Raw genomic sequence first — 16,764 nt, forward strand, 5'->3', positions numbered from 1 at the left:
CCGGAGGGTTCAGGAATCGATCGGCCAGCCGCGCATCGCGAACACGCCCTCGTCGCGGGCCCCGGCGGCGTCGTAGGTGGCCAGGGCGGCCTCGTTGTCGGTGTCGACGCCCACCCACATGCCGTAGCAGCCACGCGCCTTCGCCTCGTCCGCGAGGGCCAGGGTCAGGGCGCGGCCGATCCCGCGGCGCCGGTAGCCCTCGTCCACCGACAGCTCGTAGAGGCACATCTCCGTCCCCTTGTCGGGGTGGATCATCTCGATGCCGGAGACCATTCCGGCGGGCACGCCGTCGACGTACGCGATGAGCATCAGGTGCCCGGGGGCGGCGAGGAAGCGCTCGGACCACTCCTCGCGGGCGGGCCCGTCGAAGAGGGACTCGGCGGCCGAGAGCTCGGCGGGAGTCAGGGCCCGGCGGATGTCCATGGCGGTCACGATAGTGCGCGCCCGGCCGACGGCGGGGCGAAGCCGGGTACGGCGTGGCGGGCGGCCCGAAAACTCCCGACGGGCCGGACGCGACGCTGACCACCCTGCCCGTCGTCGAAGACTCCAGGGCCGAGGGGGAGCGCCGTGAAGAATGCCGTGGTCGCGCCGGAGGGCGACCGGATCCGCTGGGTCGAGCTGCGGGGCGAGGAGCCGGCCCGGGTGTACGTGCACGGCCCTGGGGGCCGCCTCGCCCGCCTGCTTCGCGGCGGGCGCGCCACGGCGCAGCCGTCGGAGCGTGGGTACGGACCCGCCGGTGAACCGGTCGCGCGATCAGCCCTGGGCGCGCGGAGACGGGGTGCCGTCGGTCCAGGCGTAGACCCGCTTGCCGCGCACCGCGACCTGGTACTGGTGGAAGTCGCGGCAGTCGGTGCGGACTTCGGCCCGCACGGTCCGCGGCCACCACCTGGCGTGCAGGTCCGGGGCGCCCTGCCGCTTGGGGGTGCCCGCGGTGCACCGCGGGCCGTCCAGCGGGGTCTTGCCGAGGTCGAACCGGATCAGCCGGGCCTCCCCGGTGGTGCGCACCCGTATGCGGACGTCGGTGGCGTCCTTGGGTATCCAGGAGGGCAGCGCGAACGCCGCTTCCGCCCGCGCCGGAGCGTCGGCCGCGGTGGCGAAGCGCTTGCCCTTCTCCTTGAACACCCGGTGGTCGATCGTGTCCGTCACGGGGTTCGGCGGCAGGTTGGGCAGGGCGAAGGCGGCGGTGGCCAGGACTCCCACGGTGGCGGCGGCGATGACGAGGGGACGGCGGTTCATGCCTTCCAGTCTCGGCCGGGACGACCGCCCCGCGCGTCCTTCCTCAGAACGAACCGTGTGTTGTCCGGAGGTCTCACACGGCGTCATACCTTGGGGGTGCCTCGGGGGTGTGCGGACACGGCGGGGCCACGTGCAGTAACCGGGTGGCGACCCGCCCCGTTGGCCGGGTGACCGTCCGCCCTGCTCCCGAGGACCCCATGCGCCGTCGCCGCCTCCTCCCCGCCCTCGCCACCGCCACCGCCACCGCGGTGCTCGCCCTCGCACCCGCGGCCTGGGCCGTGCCCGAGGTCCCGGCCGACAAGCCGCAGGTGCTGAGCCGCTGGACGCAACCCGGCGCCGCCAGCCACGAGGCCTGGGCCGACGCGCGCGAGCACCGTGCCGCCTGGGTCGCATACGGCTTCGACTGGTCGACCGACCAGTGCACCTCCTCCCCGGACAACCCCTTCGGCTTCCCCTTCGCGGCGGCCTGCGCCCGCCACGACTTCGGCTACCGCAACCACCGGGCGGCAGGGCTGTTCCCGGGCGCCAAGGCCCGGCTCGACGAGGCGTTCCATGCGGACCTGAAGCGGGCCTGCGCCCGCTACAAGGGCAGCCGCAAGCGCTCGTGCGACGGCACCGCGTGGACGTACTACCAGGCGGTCAGGGCCCTCGGCATCTCCTGAGGGCTGTCCCGCTGTCCCGCTGTCCCGTAATCCCCGGCGGGCGCACGACGACAGCCACGGCACCCCGCCGCGTTGTCGGAACGCCCGGATACGCCACCGGGGATCACGGGACAGCCCTCAGGGGGTTCCGAGAAGATCACAGGCAGAGGACGGCCACCCGCTGGACCTCGTTGTTGCCGAAACCGCCGCGGTTCCACGGCTGTTCGAGTGGCTGCGTGCGCCCCTCTGCGTCCGTGGCGCGGACGGCGAGGGTGTGGCGGCCGGGCGCGGCCGTCCACATACAGCTCCAGGCCTGCCAGGCCCACGCGGGCGCATGGGCCGGTGCCGCCACCTCGGCCGGGATCCAGGTCAGGCCGTCATCGGCGCTCACCTCCACCCGGACGACGGCTCCGTGACCGGACCACGCCCGCCCGTGCAGCCGTACGGGGCCGGGGTGCACGACGCGGGTGCGCGACATGAAGTCGGGGAAGCCCGGCGGGGTCATCAGGGCGCGCGGCGCGATCCGGGTGACCGGCTCGCCGGGATCGTCCGGATCGTCGGCGGACCGCCGGTAGCGGTAGGCCACGGACTGCTGGAAGCCGGTGAACGGTGCGTCGACGAGGGTGATGTCACGCAGCCATTTGACGTGCGCCATGCCGTACCAGCCGGGGACGACCAGCCGCAGCGGGTGCCCGTGCTGCGGCGGCAGGGGCAGGCCGTTCATGGCGTAGGCGATCAGCACACCGGAGTCGTCCCCGGTCGCGTACGGCAGCGGCAGGCTGCGCCGGTAGTCCTGCTCCACCCCCCGCTCCACACCGTGGTCGGCTCCGGTGAACACGGCTTCGACGGCGTCGGACCGCACCCCGGCCCCGTCCAGGACGAGGCCCAGCGGGACCCCGGTCCAGTCTGCGGTGCCCACCGCCTCGACCAGCCACGGCTGGCTGACCGGCCGGGGCGACAGGCGCGCCCGGCCGTTGCCCGCGCACTCCATGGTGACGCGGTGGGTGACGGCGGGGAACGCGCGCAGGGCGTCGAGGTCCAGCGACAGCGGCGTACGGACCCGGCCGCCCACGGTCAGGGTCCAGCCGTCCGCGTCGGTGGCGGGGATGTCGTAGTGGACCAGGACGTAGTGCAGCCCGGGCGGGGTCACCTCGTGGCGCAGGGCCTCCAGCGGCAGGCCGTGGTTGCGGGCCGCGAGCGCCAACTCCTCCTGGCCGATGCCCTCACCCGCCGGGGCGATGCGCGCCGGGCCGCTGACATCCCCCACGGACGCCTGCTCCATCCCCCCATGGTCGCGCGCCCCGGCCCGGGCGGCACGTCGTGGCGCCCCCTGGTCGTGTCGTCAAAGTCCCGCCTGGCCGGCTCCCAGGTGTCGGGTGAACCAGGCACGGGCCAGGCCGGCCACCTCCTCCAGGGCGCCCGGCTCCTCGAAGAGGTGGGTGGCGCCCTCGACGACCTCCAGCCGGTTCTCGCAGCGCAGCTCCCGCTGCGCCCGGCGGTTGAGATCGAGCACGGTGGTGTCGTCGCCGCCCACGACGAGCAGGGTCGGGGCCCGGACGGTGGCCAGCCGGGGCCCGGCGAGATCGGGCCGGCCGCCGCGCGACACCACGGCGCCGATGTCCGCTCCGGGGCCGGACGCGGCCCACAGCGCGGCCGCGGCCCCGGTGCTCGCCCCGAAGTAGCCGATCGGGAGGCGAGCGCGCCGGCGCAGCCAGGCGGTGGCGTCCGTGAGCCGCCCGGCCAGGGCCTCGATGTCGAAGACGTTGGCCCGGTCGGCCTCCTCGGCGGGCGTCAGCAGGTCGAAGAGGAGGGTGCCCAGGCCCGCCGCGTTCAGGTCCGCCGCGACCGCCCGGTTGCGCGGGCTGCGGCGGCTGCTGCCGGAGCCGTGGGCGAACATCACGACCGCCCCGGCGCCCTCCGGCAGCGCCAGGTCCCCGGCCAGGGGCAGCCCGGCGGCGTCCACCTCGACCTCGACGGTCCGCGGTGCCCGCCCGGGCGCGGGGCCGGCCGCCGCCCGCGCCAACAGGGAGACGACCTCCTCGTCGGCGGTCTGTGAGAAGTCCCGGTACCACTCCCCGACGGCCCGGAAGGCGGGTGGCGAGGAGAGGCACACCACCTCGTCGGCCGCGCCGCGCAGCCGGGCGACCGCGTCGGGCGGCGCCACCGGGACGGCCAGCACCACCCGGGCCGCGCCCTGCGCCCGTACGACCTCGCACGCGGCGGCGGCCGTGGCGCCGGTGGCGATCCCGTCGTCGACCACGATCACCGTCCGGCCGTCGAGGGCCACCCGGGGCCGGTCGCCGCGGAATGTGCGGGCCTGCCGGGCGAGCTCGGCCTCCTCGGACTGCTCGACCGCCTCCAGGTCCCGGCGCGTGACCCGGCTGCTGCGGACGATGTCGTCGCTGATGACCCGTACGCCGCCCTCGCCGATGGCGCCGAAGCCGAGCTCGCGGTGGAATGGCACACCGAGCTTGCGGACCACGATCACGTCGAGCGGCGCGCCGAGGGCCCGCGCCACGGGGAAGGCCACTGGGACGCCGCCGCGGGGCAGGCCCAGTACGACGGGATGCTCCTCCTCCAGATGGCGGACTGCTTCGGCGAGCCGTTCGCCGGCGTCCGCGCGGTCGGTGTAGAACACGGCGTTCACCCCCAGCCGGAGGGGAGACGGAAACCACGCACCCTCTTCCGACGCAACCCCACGCCGCGCTTTCCCGCAAGTCGGTCCATCCCCGTGTGTCCGTCGATGACGGAGAGTCGGTTTGGGTAGCTTTGCGTGAAATGGCGGGTCGGACAGGAGGTGCGTGCCGGTGCCGGGTCCGCAGCGCGAAACCCACGGCGGCCCGCGGCGAGCGGTGATCCGCGGGGCCGAGGCCCTGGACGCACGGCTCCCCCTGGGGGAGGCGGCCCGCGCGGTGGTGCGCAAGGTCTTCCCCGACCACTGGTCCTTCCTCCTGGGCGAGCTGGCGCTCTACAGCTTCGTGGTGCTGCTGCTGACCGGCACCTACCTCGCGCTCTTCTTCGACCCGTCGATGACCGAGACCCCCTACCGCGGCTCCTACGAGCCGCTCCGCGGCGTCCTGATGTCGCAGGCCTACCGCTCCACCCTGGAGATCAGCTTCGACGTGCGCGGCGGGCTGCTGATCCGGCAGATCCACCACTGGGCGGCGCTGCTCTTCCTGGCCGCCATCGGGGCGCACCTGCTGCGGGTGTTCCTCACCGGCGCCTTCCGCCGTCCCCGCGAGCTGAACTGGCTGATCGGCATGACGCTGTTCGTGCTGGCCCTGGTGGAGGGCTTCGCCGGGTACTCCCTCCCCGACGACCTGCTGTCGGGGACGGGTCTGCGCATCGCCCAGGGGATCATGCTGTCGGTGCCGGTCGTCGGCACGTACCTGAGCTTCCTCGTCTTCGGCGGCGAGTACCCCGGGGGCGACATCGTGCCCCGGCTCTACCCCGTGCACATCCTGCTGGTCCCCGGCCTGTTGCTGGGCCTGATCACCGTGCACGTCCTGCTGGTCTTCGCCCTGAAGCACACCCAGTGGCCGGGCCCCGGCAGGACCGGCCGCAACGTCGTCGGCCTGCCCTTCTTCCCGCAGTACGTGGCCAAGTCCGGCGGGCTGTTCCTCATCGTCTTCGGGGCGCTGGCCGCCCTCGGGGCGCTCGCCCAGATCAACCCGATCTGGGCCTACGGCCCCTACCGCGCCGACGTGGTCTCCACGGGCGCGCAGCCCGACTGGTACGTGGGCTTCCTGGAGGGGGCCCTGCGGCTGATGCCCGGGGTGGAGACCCGCCTGTGGGGACACACGATCATGTGGAACCCGCTGCTGACGGCCGTCCTGCTGCCGGGTGCGCTGTTCGCGGTGCTCTACGCCTATCCCTTCTTCGAGCGCTGGATCACCGAGGGGGCGGGTGAGCGGCACCTGTGCGACCGCCCGCGCGACCGGCCGGTCCGTACGGCTCTGGGCGCGGCGGCGCTCTCCTGCTACGCCGTACTGCTCCTCGCCGGGGCCCAGGACGTCCTCGCCTTCGTCTTCGACCTGCCCCTGCCTGCTCTGACCTGGGTGCTGCGCGCCGGGTTCCTCGTGGTGCCGGCGGGCGTCTTCTGGCTGACCAGGCGGCTGTGCCTGGCCCTGCAGTCGCGCGAGGTGCAGCTGCTGACGGCGGGGGAGGCGTCCGGCATGGTGCGCCAGCGCACCGACGGCGGCTTCCACCCGGAGCACCGGGCCCTCGCGCCGCGCGAGCGGTACGCCGTCCTCGTACGGGAGCGGCCGCGGCCCCTGGCGTACGAGGACGCGGCCGGGCCGGGGGCCGGGGCGGGAGCCGGGCGGCTGCGGACCGGGGGGGCCAGGGTGCGGGTGGCGGTCAGCCGCTGGTACTACCGCGACCGGGTTGTGTACCCGTACCCGTCGACCGCGCGGGAGCGCAGCAAGGTCGCCGATGTCACCGCGGGCCCGGACCGGCGGGAGGACCCGGACCGGCGGGAGGGCCCGGGGCGGCGGTGAGCGGCGTCAGTCCTCGTGGCCGAGGTTCTGGAAGGCGAACCCGGCGACCCCCGGCAGCAGTACGCCGAAGCCGATGAGGCACAGCCACAGGCCCTGGACCACGCCCAGGCCGATCAGCGCGGTGCCGGCGGCCGTCAGTGCGGGGAAGTGGCTGCGGGCGGGGAAGAAGCCCCGTCGGCCGCCGGCCTCCCGGATCTCGGCCCCGCCGCGGTCCTCCGGGCGGGCCCCGCCGCGCCGGTACTGGCGCCAGAGGTAGGCGGCGACCAGGCTCGCCATGACGAAGGACACGCAGAGCGCCGCGGTGCCCGCCGGCTCCCGGGAGAACCACCAGTAGACGAGCGTGGTCGCGCCGAAGAACAGGGCCGTGCCGGTGAAGAGCCAGGCCTCAGCTTTCACGGGGCACCTCCGGGTGGTGCAGGTCGAAGGCGGGGGATTCGGAGCGGATGCGGGGCAGGGAGTGGAAGTTGTGCCGGGGCGGCGGACAACTCGTCGCCCATTCCAGCGAGCGGCCCCAGCCCCAGGGGTCGTCCACGGTCACCGGTGCCGCGTACCGGTGGGTCCGCCAGACGTTGTAGAGGAAGGGCAGCGTGGACAGCCCGAGCAGGAAGGAGCCGATGGTGGAGACCGTGTTGAGGAGCGTGAACCCGTCGGCCGCCAGATAGTTGGCGTACCGGCGCGGCATGCCGGCCTCGCCGAGCCAGTGTTGGACCAGGAAGGTGGTCTGGAAGCCGGTGAACAGCGTCCAGAAGTGGATCCGGCCGAGCCGCTCGTCCAACATCCGGCCGGTGAGCTTGGGCCACCAGAAGTAGAGGCCGCCGAAGGTCGCGAAGACGATGGTGCCGAAGAGGACGTAGTGGAGGTGGGCGACGACGAAGTAGCTGTCCGTCAGATGGAAGTCCAGCGGCGGTGATGCCACGAGCACGCCCGTCAGCCCGCCGAGGAGGAAGGTGACGAGGAAGCCGACGGACCACAGCATCGGCGTCTCGAAGGAGAGCGACCCCTTCCACATCGTGCCGATCCAGTTGAAGAACTTCACCCCGGTCGGCACGGCGATCAGGAACGACAGCAGGGAGAAGAAGGGCAGCAGGACGGCCCCCGTCGCGAACATGTGGTGCGCCCACACGGTGGCGGACAGGCCCGTGATGGCGATCGTCGCCCCGATGAGGGAGACGTAGCCGAACATCGGCTTGCGGCTGAAGACGGGCACGATCTCGCTGACCACGCCGAAGAACGGCAGGGCCACGATGTAGACCTCCGGGTGGCCGAAGAACCAGAACAGGTGCTGCCACAGCAGGGCGCCGCCGTTGGCCGCGTCGAAGACGACCGTGCCGAACTTCCTGTCCGCCTCCAGGACCAGCAGCGCGGCCGTGAGGACGGGGAAGGCCAGGAGCGCCAGGATCGAGGTGAAGAGGACGTTCCAGGTGAAGATCGGCATGCGGAACAGGGTCATGCCCGGCGCGCGCAGGCAGATGATGGTGGTGACGAAGTTGACGGCCCCGAGGATCGTGCTCAGACCGGAGACGGCGAGCCCCATGGCCCACAGGTCCGGTCCCGTACCGGGGCTGTACGGTGCGCCGTTCAGCGGCGCGTACGCGAACCAGCCGAAGGCGGCCGCCCCGTCGGCGGTGAGGAACCCGGAGACGACCAGCAGGCCGCCGAAGAGGTACACCCAGTAGGTGAAGGCGTTCAGCCGGGGGAAGGCGACGTCGGGCGCGCCGATCTGCAACGGCATGATCGCATTGGCGAAACCGGTGAAGGTCGGTGTCGCGAACAGCAGCATCATGATCGTGGCGTGGATGGTGAACAGCTCGTTGTACTGGTGGTTCGAGACGATCTGGAGCCCGGGACGGGCGAGTTCGGCCCGTATGGCCAGGGCCAGCACTCCGGCGAAGAGGAAGAAGCCGAAGGCGGTCACCAGGTAGAGGTTGCCGATCACCTTGTGGTCGGTGGTCGACAGCCACCGCAGGACGGCGGAGCCCTGGCCGGCCCGGCGTTCGGTCCGGCGTGCGGCCCGCTCGTCGGGCGGTGCCTCCTCGGGTGCCTCTCGGGGCGCCTCTTCGGGTGAACGGTCCACCGACGTCATCCGTCCTCCAGTGACCCTCGCCGCGGCACCTGCACCCCTTGCCCTACAGGCCGGGCCGGGCGGCGAACCGGCGACGCGCCGGTAGGGGGCGCATTCCGGCGCGTCTGGAGCAAGGCCGCCGACCACGACCGAACCGGGCCCGAACCGCGCCCGCACGGGCCCCGGATGGGCCCGGCGCGGCCCGGGGTGGCCTCGGTCCGGCCCTGCCCCACCGCTGCGACCTGCGCGAAAGCCCTCCGCGGAGGGAGGGCTTCGGTGGTGGAGAATGTGTGCCCCCGGCAGGACTCGAACCTGCGGCCAAGTGCTTAGAAGGCACCTGCTCTATCCACTGAGCTACGGGGGCCGGAAGGTGGCCGTGGTGGGCCTGGAGCCCCTGGTGGGGGTGGGACTTCGGTCCGTACCGGGTCAAGGATAGGGCTCCGGCCGCCTTGTCCCGGTTGCTTCACTCGCGGGCCACGATGTGGAGGTTCGGTGAAGCGGTCCCGATAATCGCAGGCAGGTGCGATTCTCGCATCGCTTTTGCGCCGCGGCGCCCTGGGTGTTGTGCACTCGTTATGCCTGCGCCCCACTCGTCCTTCGTGCCCAGAATGTCCCACTGGAGTCGCGCTCGGCGCGCAGGGGGCGTATAAGCTTCAAAAATGGTCCTAAATTGGGCATTCTTCGCATGTGGTGACCTTGGATGTTCGGCCTCAGCTGCTCGATGCCCTGTCCGCCCTGCGCGACCGGGTCGCGTCCGTACGTCTGCCGTTGCCCCTGCCCGGCGCCCCACGGGCCCGCCAGACCAGAGCCGAGCTGCTCGCGCAGCTCGACGACTACCTCGTACCGCGCCTGAAGGCGCCCGAGGCGCCCCTGCTCGCCGTGGTCGGCGGGTCCACCGGGGCCGGTAAGTCCACTCTCGTCAACTCCCTCGTCGGGCGTCAGGTCAGCGAAGCCGGCGTGTTGCGCCCGACGACCCGCACGCCCGTGCTCGTCTGCCACCCCGACGACCACCACTGGTTCGCCGGAATGCGCGTACTTCCCGACCTGATGCGGGTCTGGGTGCCGCACGAGGACGACGACACGCCCCCCAAAAACACCTCCCGGGGCCGCGGCCGGGGCCGCGCCGGCACCCACGGCGGCCACGAGACCCGCGAGATGCGGATCGAGACCGCCTCCACCCTGCCGCGCGGACTCGCCATCCTCGACGCCCCCGACATCGACTCCCTCGTGGTCGAAAACCGGACCCTCGCCGCCGAACTCATCTGCGCCGCCGACGTCTGGGTGATGGTCACCACCGCCTCGCGGTACGCGGACGCCGTCCCCTGGCACCTGCTGCGCACCGCCAAGCAGTACAAGGCCACCCTCATCACCGTCCTGGACCGGGTGCCGCACCAGGTGCTCGCCGAGGTCTCCCGCCAGTACGGCGCCCTCCTCACCAAGGCCGGGCTGGGGGAGGTACCGCGCTTCACCGTCCCCGAGCTCCCCGAGTCGGCCGGCGGCGGCGGGCTGCTCCCGGCCAGCGCCGTCGCACCGCTGTTCGCCTGGCTCGCCCACCACGCCCAGGACCCCGCCGCCCGGCAGTACGCCGTCGGGCGCACCGCCCTCGGCGCCCTGGACTCCCTGCGCCGCCGGATGCCCGAACTCGCCTCCGCCGTCGCCGCCCAGCACGCCGCCGCCGTACGGCTGAGCGCGGCCGTCGAGGACGCGTACCGGCGAGAGGGCAAGAGGGTCCGGGGCCGCCTCGACCACGGGGCCGTACTGGCCGGCGACGCGCTGACCCGCTGGCGCGGCTACCCCCTCGACACCAGCGCCGAGGAACTGCTGGACTCGCTCGCCGAATCCCTCGCCGCACTGCTCCAGTGCGCCGTCGCCGCTGCCGACGAACGGATCGCCGCAGCCTGGCGGCGCGAACCGGCCTCCGGCGCGCTGGTCATCCCCGGGCCCGACAAGGAGGCGGCGGAGCGTATCGGCATGGCCGTACGCCGGTGGCGCCGCGTGCTGGAGGAATTGGCCGAGGAGGAGGTGGCCGGGCTCGACAAGCAGCCCGCCCCCGACGCCGACGCCGTCGCGGCCCTGCTCGTCGCCGCGCTGCTCGGCGGCAAACGGGCCCGGCCCGCCGGGGAGAAGCTCGCCGAGCGGATCGGCGCCCAGGCCGCCCTGCGTTTGCGCGACAAGGGCGGAGAACTGGTCGGCGACCACCTCGACGAGGTGCTGCGCGGTGAACGCGACCGCCGCCTCGCGCCGTTGGAAGCACTCGCAGTGACCCCCGAACCGCAGGCAGAACTGATCGCTGCGCTGTCCGTACTGCAGAAGGAGAGGTGACGCCGTGACCGCCCTGACCGACCGCACCGACGACCGGTGGGACGACGGGCTCATCGCGCGCTCCCGCCCCCGCCCCGCCGACGCGGGCGAGGAGGACGCCGCGGAGGCGGGCGAGGAGGGCGGCGAGGGCGACGAGGCGCTCGTACGGGCCGTCTCCGGCGCCGGCAGCGACGGCGGCAAGTCGACCGCGCCCCCGCTCAGCCCCGAGGCGCGGGCCCTGCGCCAGCGCCTCGACGCGCTGCGCCAGCTGGTCGGACTGTCCCGGACCCGGCTCGACGGCAAGACCCTCGCCGAGGCCGGACGGGTCCTGGACGAGGCCGCCGCACGCCGCGGGCTCTCGCCCCAGCACACGGTCGTCGCGATCGCCGGAGCGACCGGGAGCGGCAAGTCCACGCTCTTCAATTCACTCGCCGGAGTACAGATCTCCGAGACCGGTCTGCGTCGCCCGACCACCGCCGCGCCCATCGCGTGCAGCTGGTCGGACGGGGCCGCCGGGCTGCTGGACCGGCTGGAGATCCCGGGGCGGCTGCGGCGCCGGCCCCGCGAGACCTCCGAGGCCGAGGCCCTGCGCGGGATGGTCCTCGTCGACCTGCCGGACCTCGACTCGGCGGTCGGCGCGCACCGCGACCACGTGGACCGCGTGCTGGCGCTCGTCGATGCCGTGGTGTGGGTCGTGGACCCGGAGAAGTACGCCGACGCCGTGCTGCACGAGCGGTACCTGCGACCGCTCGCCGGGCACGCCGAGGTCACCTTCGTCGTGCTGAACCAGGTGGACCGGCTGCCCGGCGAGGCCGCCGACCTCGTACTGGACGACCTGCGCCGGCTCCTCGACGAGGACGGCATCGCACTCGGCGAACACGGCGAACCCGGCGCCACGGTGCTCGGGCTGTCCGCCCTGACCGGTGACGGCGTCGGGGAGCTGCGCGAACTCCTCGGGCAGTTCACACAGGAGAAGGGCGCCGCGACCCGGCGGATCTCGGCCGACGTGGACCGCGCGGCCGTGCGGCTGCGGCCGCTCTACGTCGCCGACGGGCACGCCGGACCCGAAATCGGGGAGACGGCACGCGCCGAGTTCGAGGACCGGCTCGCCGAGGCGGTCGGGGCCTGCGCGGCCGGGCTCGCCGCCGAACGGGCCTGGCGGCGCAACGCGGGCAAGGCGTGCGGGACCCCGTGGCTGCGGCTGTGGCGCTGGTACGAGAACCGGCGCGCGCCGCGCACCCTGGCGGGGCTGGCCGCCCTGGCGGCGATCGGCGGCCGCGGCCAGGCGGTCGTGCAGGCGCCGGTCGAGGAGGAGGTGACCGCACGTCAGCGGGTGGAACAGGCGGTACGCGTCGTCGCCGACGAAGCGGTCGCGGGCCTTCCCGAGCCGTGGGCGCAGGCCGTCCGCGAGACCGCGGTGCGCGGCGCCGACGGGCTTCCGGAGGCCTTGGACGAGATCGCGGTGACCCTCGGGGCCGCGGTCGCGGTGCCGAACGCCAAGCCGCCGCGGCCGGCGTGGTGGCCGGCGGCGGTGCTGGCCCAGGCGGCCATGACGCTGCTGCAGATCTTCGGCGGACTGTGGCTCGTCGGCCAGATCGTCGGGGTCCTCGAGCCGAAGCTGATGCCGCCGGTGCTGCTGATGGTGGCGGGCATCATCGGCGGACCCCTCGTGGAATGGGCCTGCTCGATCGCGGCCCGGGGCCCGGCACGCCGGTACGGGCAGGACGCGGAGCGCAGGCTGCGCCAGGCGGCGGCCGGGTGCGGACGGGCCCGGGTGCTCGAACCGGTCGCGGCGGAGCTGCTGCGCTACCGGGAGGTGCGGGAGCAGTACGCCACCGTTGCCGCAGGGGGGAGCCGGTTGTCCACAACCCGCCAGTAGTCCACAGGCCGCAGCGGGGGACCGGCCGCCGGGCGCAGCATGGCTCGTAGCCCGTACGGATGGTCCGTGCGGGCCGGGACGACGGGGGAGGGCGGCCGGGATGTACGACACCCAGGTGACGCTGGTGGGGTATGTGGCGACGCAGGTCGACTACAAGGAGACGGTGAACGGGCCGTCGGCGCGGTTCCGGTTCGCGGTGACGCCCCGGTACTTCGACCGGCGCACGGAAGCCTGGACGGACGGGGCCACGAGCTTCTACACGGTGTGGGCGCGGCGCACGCTCGCGGTGAACCTCGCCGGTTCCGTATCGGTCGGCGAACCGCTGGTGGTGCACGGGCGGCTGCGCGTGCGGGAGGACCCGCCCGACGGGGAGGGCAACCGGCGGTTCGGTGCGGAGATCGACGCGACCGCCGTCGGGCACGACCTGAACCGCGGCACGGCGGCGTTCAGGCGGGTGGTGAGAACCGATCATTCGCTGATGGACACTCAGAAGGGGGCGGTGGTCTGAGTGTTCGAGGCGGTTAGGATTCCCCGGTACTCACGGGCACCTGGGTCTTTGGCCCGAAGGGGAAGACTGTGTCGATTGCCGTTCCCGCATCCTCCGCTCCTGCTTCTGCTCCCGCTCATGCTGCTCCTGTTCCCGCGGTTCCCGCTGCTCCCGCACGTGCGGTTCCCGCACCCGCTCCCGCGCCGCTCGAACCCGCCACGGCCGTACGGGGCTCCGCGCGCCGGCCGCTCGCGGCCGCCCTGCTGGCCGCGGCCCTCACCGCCGCGCCCGGCGCCCGGGCCGCCGCCGACTCCGGCCCGGTGGCGCCCCGCGCACCGGAGGGCGCGAGCGCCGTGCTGGACGGGCTGAAGACGTACGGGCGGGCGGTCCTCCACGCCGGCGACGGATCGGTGCGGCACATCCCCGCCGGCCTGTACGAGATGCGGGTCGACGGCGGCGGCATGCTCCAGACCTACGGGGTCGGGGTGGCGGGCAACGCCCAGCCGCAGGCCCGGTACACCGAGAGCGGCTGGAGCGGCAGCCCGCTGGCGGGCAACGGGCAGGCGGGCCGGATCCGATGGGTGCTGGAGCACTCCTACCCGCAGCTGAACGACCTGGCCGGGCTCGCCAAGGCGGCCGGCGCCGCGGCGCTCACCGCGGAGAGCGCGGCGGCCGGGACCCAGGTGGCGATCTGGCGGCTCGCAGACGGCGTGCGGGTCGAGGCGGCGGACCCGTCCGCCGAGAAGCTGGCCGACTACCTCCAGCGGGCGGCGGGACAGATGCCGGAGCCGCCCGCCTCGCTGGGACTGGACCCGGGCGACGTGTCGGGACCCGTGGGCACCCGCCTCGGCCCGGTGACCGTGCGCACCGGAGCGCGGAGCGTGTCCGTCGTCCCGGACGCGGCAGCCGTGGCCATGGGCGTGCGGGTGGTGGACGCCCAGGGGCAGCCGCTGGCCACGGCGGTCAACGGAAGCCGGCTCTACTTCGAGGTCCCGGCGGGCACCCCCGACGGGACGGCCTCGGTCACCGTCCAGGGGGCGACCAGGGTGCCGGTCGGACGGGTCTTCACCAGTGGCGTCCCCGCCCAGGCGCAGATCGTGGCCGGCTCCAGCGAGTCCGTGACCGCTGCCACGGCGCGGGCGGCATGGCCGCCGCCCCCGCCGCCCGGGGCCGGAGCGACCCCGGCCCCGGAGCCGGGCGGGGGATCGGGCTCGGCGGCGGTCGCGCTGGGCGTGCAGTCCGCGTCCCTGCCCACGACCTCCCCGGACGAGGAGCGGCTGGCGACCAGCGGCAGCTCGGCCGCCACGCCCGTCATCGCCTCCCTGGCGGTGGGCCTGGTCGTACTGGGCGGCGTGGTCGTCCTGCTGTTGCGCAAGCGCCCGCTGGACGAGGAGGAGTAGGAAGAGGAGAAGAGGACAACCGGGAAGGGGAAGGAGGCCGGCTCGGAACGGGCCGGGGTGGAGCGCCGTGCCGGTTTCGGTACGGGATCCGGGGTAGAGGCAGGAAATGGTTGATCAGGAACTGACCTGGACCGGCGCCCTCGCACGGTGGGACCGCTGGCTGTTCGACGCCGTGGCGCGCAGGCACTGGCCCGGCGCCGACCGCGTGCTGCCGCGCCTGGGGCGGGCCGCGAACCACGGGGTGCTGTGGGGCGGGGCAGCCGCGGCCATCGCCGTCTTCGGATCGGCCGGGGCGCGCAAGGCGGCCCTGCGCGGGGCGGCCTCACTGGCGCTGGCCTCCTCGACCATCAACACCGTCGGCAAGTGGTCCGTACGCCGCCCGCGGCCGCTGCTGGAGGGCGTGCCCGCCGTGCGTCAGCCGGCCGTGCAGCCGCGGACCACATCCTTCCCCTCCGGGCACTCCGCGTCCGCGTTCGCCTTCGCCGCCGGGGTGGCGCTGGCCTCCCCGGGCTGGGGCGCCGTGTTGGCGCCGGTCGCCGCCTCCGTGGCCTTCTCGCGCGTCTACACGGGTGTGCACTACCCCTCGGACGTGGCGGCGGGCGCGGCGCTGGGAGTCGGCGCCGCCCTCGTCGTACGCCGGCTCGCGCGCGACGTGCAGGAGGCCCGGGCCGTGCCGGGCGACGAGCGGAAGGCCATCGGGGTGCCCGCGCTGCCCGACGGCGCCGGGCTGACGGTTGTGGTCAACACCGGGTCGGGTACGGCCGCGGCCGTACCCGGCGTACTGCGCGCCCGGCTCCCGAAGGCCGAGGTGATCGAGTGCGAGGGCGCGGAGCTGCTGCCCGCCTTGACGGAGGCGGCCTCGCGCGCCACCGTCCTCGGGGTGTGCGGCGGCGACGGCACCATCAACGCGGCGGCCACCGCCGCGCTGCGCGCCGACGTGCCCCTGGCGGTGTTCCCCGGCGGCACCCTCAACCACTTCGCGCTCGACCTCGGCCTCATCGGCCCAGAGGGCACCTGCGAAGCACTGGAGCACGGGGAGGCCGTCCGCGTCGGCGTGGGCCGCTTCTCCCCGGGCCCCGACGGAGAGCCCGGCTACTTCCTGAACAACTTCAGCATCGGCGCCTACCCGGAGCTGCTGCGCCACCGGCTGCGCTGGGGCCCGCGCATCGGCGGCGGCCCGGCCGCGCTGCTGGCGGCCTGGAAGGTCCTGCGCGCCGAGCGGCCCGTAAGGCTGAGCCTGGCCGGGCGGCGCCGGAGCGTGTGGCTCCTCTTCGCCGGCAACGGCACCTACCACGGCACTGGGCCCGCCCCCGGCCGCCGCGACGGCCTCGGCGAGGGCCTGCTCGACCTCCGCCTCGTCTACGGCGGCGGACGGCCCGGCCCCCGACTGCTGGCCGCCGCCTTCGCCGGCCCCCTGAGCCGGTCCCCGGTCCACGCGGCCACCCGCCTGCGCAGCCTGCGCATCGGGTCCGTCCCGGCGGGCACCCCCCTCGCCTACGACGGCGAGTACGCCGAGGCCCCGCGCGAACTCGTCCTCGACGCCCTCCCCGACGCCCTCACGGTCTACCGACCCCTCTGACCCGCCGCCGAGAGCCCGCTCCGCCGGGGCGGCCCCGTCAGGGGCCGGGCGCCAGCTCGGCCGGACCGTCCGCCACGCCTGCCACGCCCGGCACGTCCGCCACGCCAGCCACGTCCGCCACGCCCAGATCCGCCCGCATGGCGCCGAGCAGCCTCTCCCACTGGTCCCAGATCCGAGCGAAGTCCGTCCGTATCTCGTCGAACGACCCGTCAGGATCGGGCCGGCCCTCCTGCAGGCACATGATCCGCCGGTAGGTCTCCGACAACGTCCTCGTCATGTCGTTCAGCTCGGCCAGGACCCCCGCGGACGCCACCATCTGGGCTTCGGCCATGACCGAATGGTGATCGCGCCGGGCCTCTTCCACCACCTCCCTCGCCTCCTCGGTCACCGCGTCCTTGTGCACGGTCCAGAGGAAGTTCAGCAAGTGGGTCCGATAGCGGCGCAGGGCCGCGTTGACGTTCATGTAGCCCTCGCGCCGGCGGTCCAGCTCGGCGACCCGCTGCTCGCGGAGCCACTGCGCCTCGGCCACCTGCTGCTGGCGCGCGAACTGCTCCACCTGCACGCGGGCCGTCAGGCGTTGCGACAGCACGGACGCGATCAGCGTCCCCGTGACGCCCACGACCGCCGCCGCCAAGCCTATGAGTGCGCTCCCCACCGAATCCCCCCCGGCCGCCCCGTCC

General features: G+C 74.1%; 14 protein-coding genes and 1 tRNA gene. 7 read left to right on the plus strand and 8 right to left on the minus strand.

Translation table 11 applies throughout. From position 1 onward, the window contains the following. Nucleotides 1-9: 9 nt before the first annotated feature. Both ACZ3X1_RS04340 and ACZ3X1_RS04345 read right to left on the minus strand, forming a co-directional pair. Nucleotides 10-423 carry a GNAT family N-acetyltransferase gene (locus ACZ3X1_RS04340; RefSeq protein WP_467276446.1) on the minus strand — a complete coding sequence of 138 codons (414 nt, stop codon included), beginning with the start codon at nt 421-423 and terminating at the stop codon, nt 10-12. A gap of 330 nt (nt 424-753) precedes the next feature. Further along, nucleotides 754-1,236 carry a hypothetical protein gene (locus ACZ3X1_RS04345; RefSeq protein ID WP_362631441.1) on the minus strand — a complete coding sequence of 161 codons (483 nt, stop codon included), beginning with the start codon at nt 1,234-1,236 and terminating at the stop codon, nt 754-756. A 197-nt stretch (nt 1,237-1,433) separates the two neighbouring features. On the opposite strand from ACZ3X1_RS04345, the gene ACZ3X1_RS04350 reads away from it, so the two are divergent. Further along, entirely contained in the window at nt 1,434-1,898 is a 465-nt protein-coding gene (locus ACZ3X1_RS04350; RefSeq protein WP_467277557.1) for a phospholipase, read from the plus strand. A 136-nt stretch (nt 1,899-2,034) separates the two neighbouring features. Here the strand turns inward: ACZ3X1_RS04350 and ACZ3X1_RS04355 are convergent, their stop codons facing one another. Further along, a complete protein-coding gene (locus ACZ3X1_RS04355) occupies nt 2,035-3,159 on the minus strand; it encodes a sulfite oxidase (RefSeq protein WP_356810102.1) in 1,125 nt (374 codons plus the stop codon). A 60-nt stretch (nt 3,160-3,219) separates the two neighbouring features. Further along, a complete protein-coding gene (locus ACZ3X1_RS04360) occupies nt 3,220-4,515 on the minus strand; it encodes a phosphoribosyltransferase family protein (RefSeq protein ID WP_467276454.1) in 1,296 nt (431 codons plus the stop codon). Nucleotides 4,516-4,684: 169 nt separating this feature from the next. Between ACZ3X1_RS04360 and qcrB the strand changes: the two genes are divergently transcribed. Continuing rightward, nucleotides 4,685-6,376: a cytochrome bc1 complex cytochrome b subunit gene (gene qcrB, locus ACZ3X1_RS04365; RefSeq protein WP_467276457.1), complete on the plus strand. Its 1,692-nt coding sequence runs from the start codon at nt 4,685-4,687 to the stop codon at nt 6,374-6,376. Between the two features lie 6 nt (nt 6,377-6,382). On the opposite strand, the gene ctaF is transcribed toward qcrB, so the two are convergent. The 3 genes from ctaF to ACZ3X1_RS04380 all read right to left on the minus strand — a co-directional run bounded on the left by ctaF (nt 6,383) and on the right by ACZ3X1_RS04380 (nt 8,802). Next, nucleotides 6,383-6,772 (minus strand): aa3-type cytochrome oxidase subunit IV, encoded by a 390-nt coding sequence (ctaF, locus tag ACZ3X1_RS04370; RefSeq protein ID WP_356810100.1) that lies wholly within the window; start codon nt 6,770-6,772, stop codon nt 6,383-6,385. Beyond that, a complete protein-coding gene (gene ctaD / locus ACZ3X1_RS04375; RefSeq protein ID WP_390076940.1) occupies nt 6,762-8,459 on the minus strand; it encodes an aa3-type cytochrome oxidase subunit I in 1,698 nt (565 codons plus the stop codon). The genes ctaF and ctaD overlap by 11 nt, the downstream gene beginning before the upstream one ends. Before the next feature lie 270 nt (nt 8,460-8,729). Beyond that, a tRNA-Arg gene (locus ACZ3X1_RS04380) sits at nt 8,730-8,802 on the minus strand. A 332-nt stretch (nt 8,803-9,134) separates the two neighbouring features. Between ACZ3X1_RS04380 and ACZ3X1_RS04385 the strand changes: the two genes are divergently transcribed. The 5 genes from ACZ3X1_RS04385 to ACZ3X1_RS04405 all read left to right on the plus strand — a co-directional run bounded on the left by ACZ3X1_RS04385 (nt 9,135) and on the right by ACZ3X1_RS04405 (nt 16,084). Beyond that, entirely contained in the window at nt 9,135-10,760 is a 1,626-nt protein-coding gene (locus tag ACZ3X1_RS04385) for a dynamin family protein (RefSeq protein WP_467276462.1), read from the plus strand. Nucleotides 10,761-10,764: 4 nt separating this feature from the next. Continuing rightward, nucleotides 10,765-12,618, plus strand: a complete 1,854-nt coding sequence (locus ACZ3X1_RS04390; protein ID WP_467276465.1) for a GTPase — start codon at nt 10,765-10,767, stop codon at nt 12,616-12,618. 100 nt (nt 12,619-12,718) lie between these two features. Next, complete coding sequence (locus tag ACZ3X1_RS04395; protein WP_356810097.1) at nt 12,719-13,126, plus strand: single-stranded DNA-binding protein; 408 nt, start codon at nt 12,719-12,721, stop codon at nt 13,124-13,126. 68 nt (nt 13,127-13,194) lie between these two features. Then, a complete protein-coding gene (locus tag ACZ3X1_RS04400) occupies nt 13,195-14,505 on the plus strand; it encodes a thioester domain-containing protein (RefSeq protein ID WP_467276470.1) in 1,311 nt (436 codons plus the stop codon). Nucleotides 14,506-14,611: 106 nt separating this feature from the next. After that, nucleotides 14,612-16,084, plus strand: coding sequence for a phosphatase PAP2 family protein (locus ACZ3X1_RS04405; protein ID WP_467276473.1), 1,473 nt, complete (start codon nt 14,612-14,614; stop codon nt 16,082-16,084). Nucleotides 16,085-16,121: 37 nt separating this feature from the next. Here ACZ3X1_RS04405 and ACZ3X1_RS04410 read toward each other — a convergent pair whose 3' ends face one another. Beyond that, nucleotides 16,122-16,718 (minus strand): hypothetical protein, encoded by a 597-nt coding sequence (locus ACZ3X1_RS04410; RefSeq protein WP_467276475.1) that lies wholly within the window; start codon nt 16,716-16,718, stop codon nt 16,122-16,124. Nucleotides 16,719-16,764: the final 46 nt, after the last annotated feature.

The sequence above is a fragment of the Streptomyces sp. NPDC023541 genome (assembly GCF_055559995.1).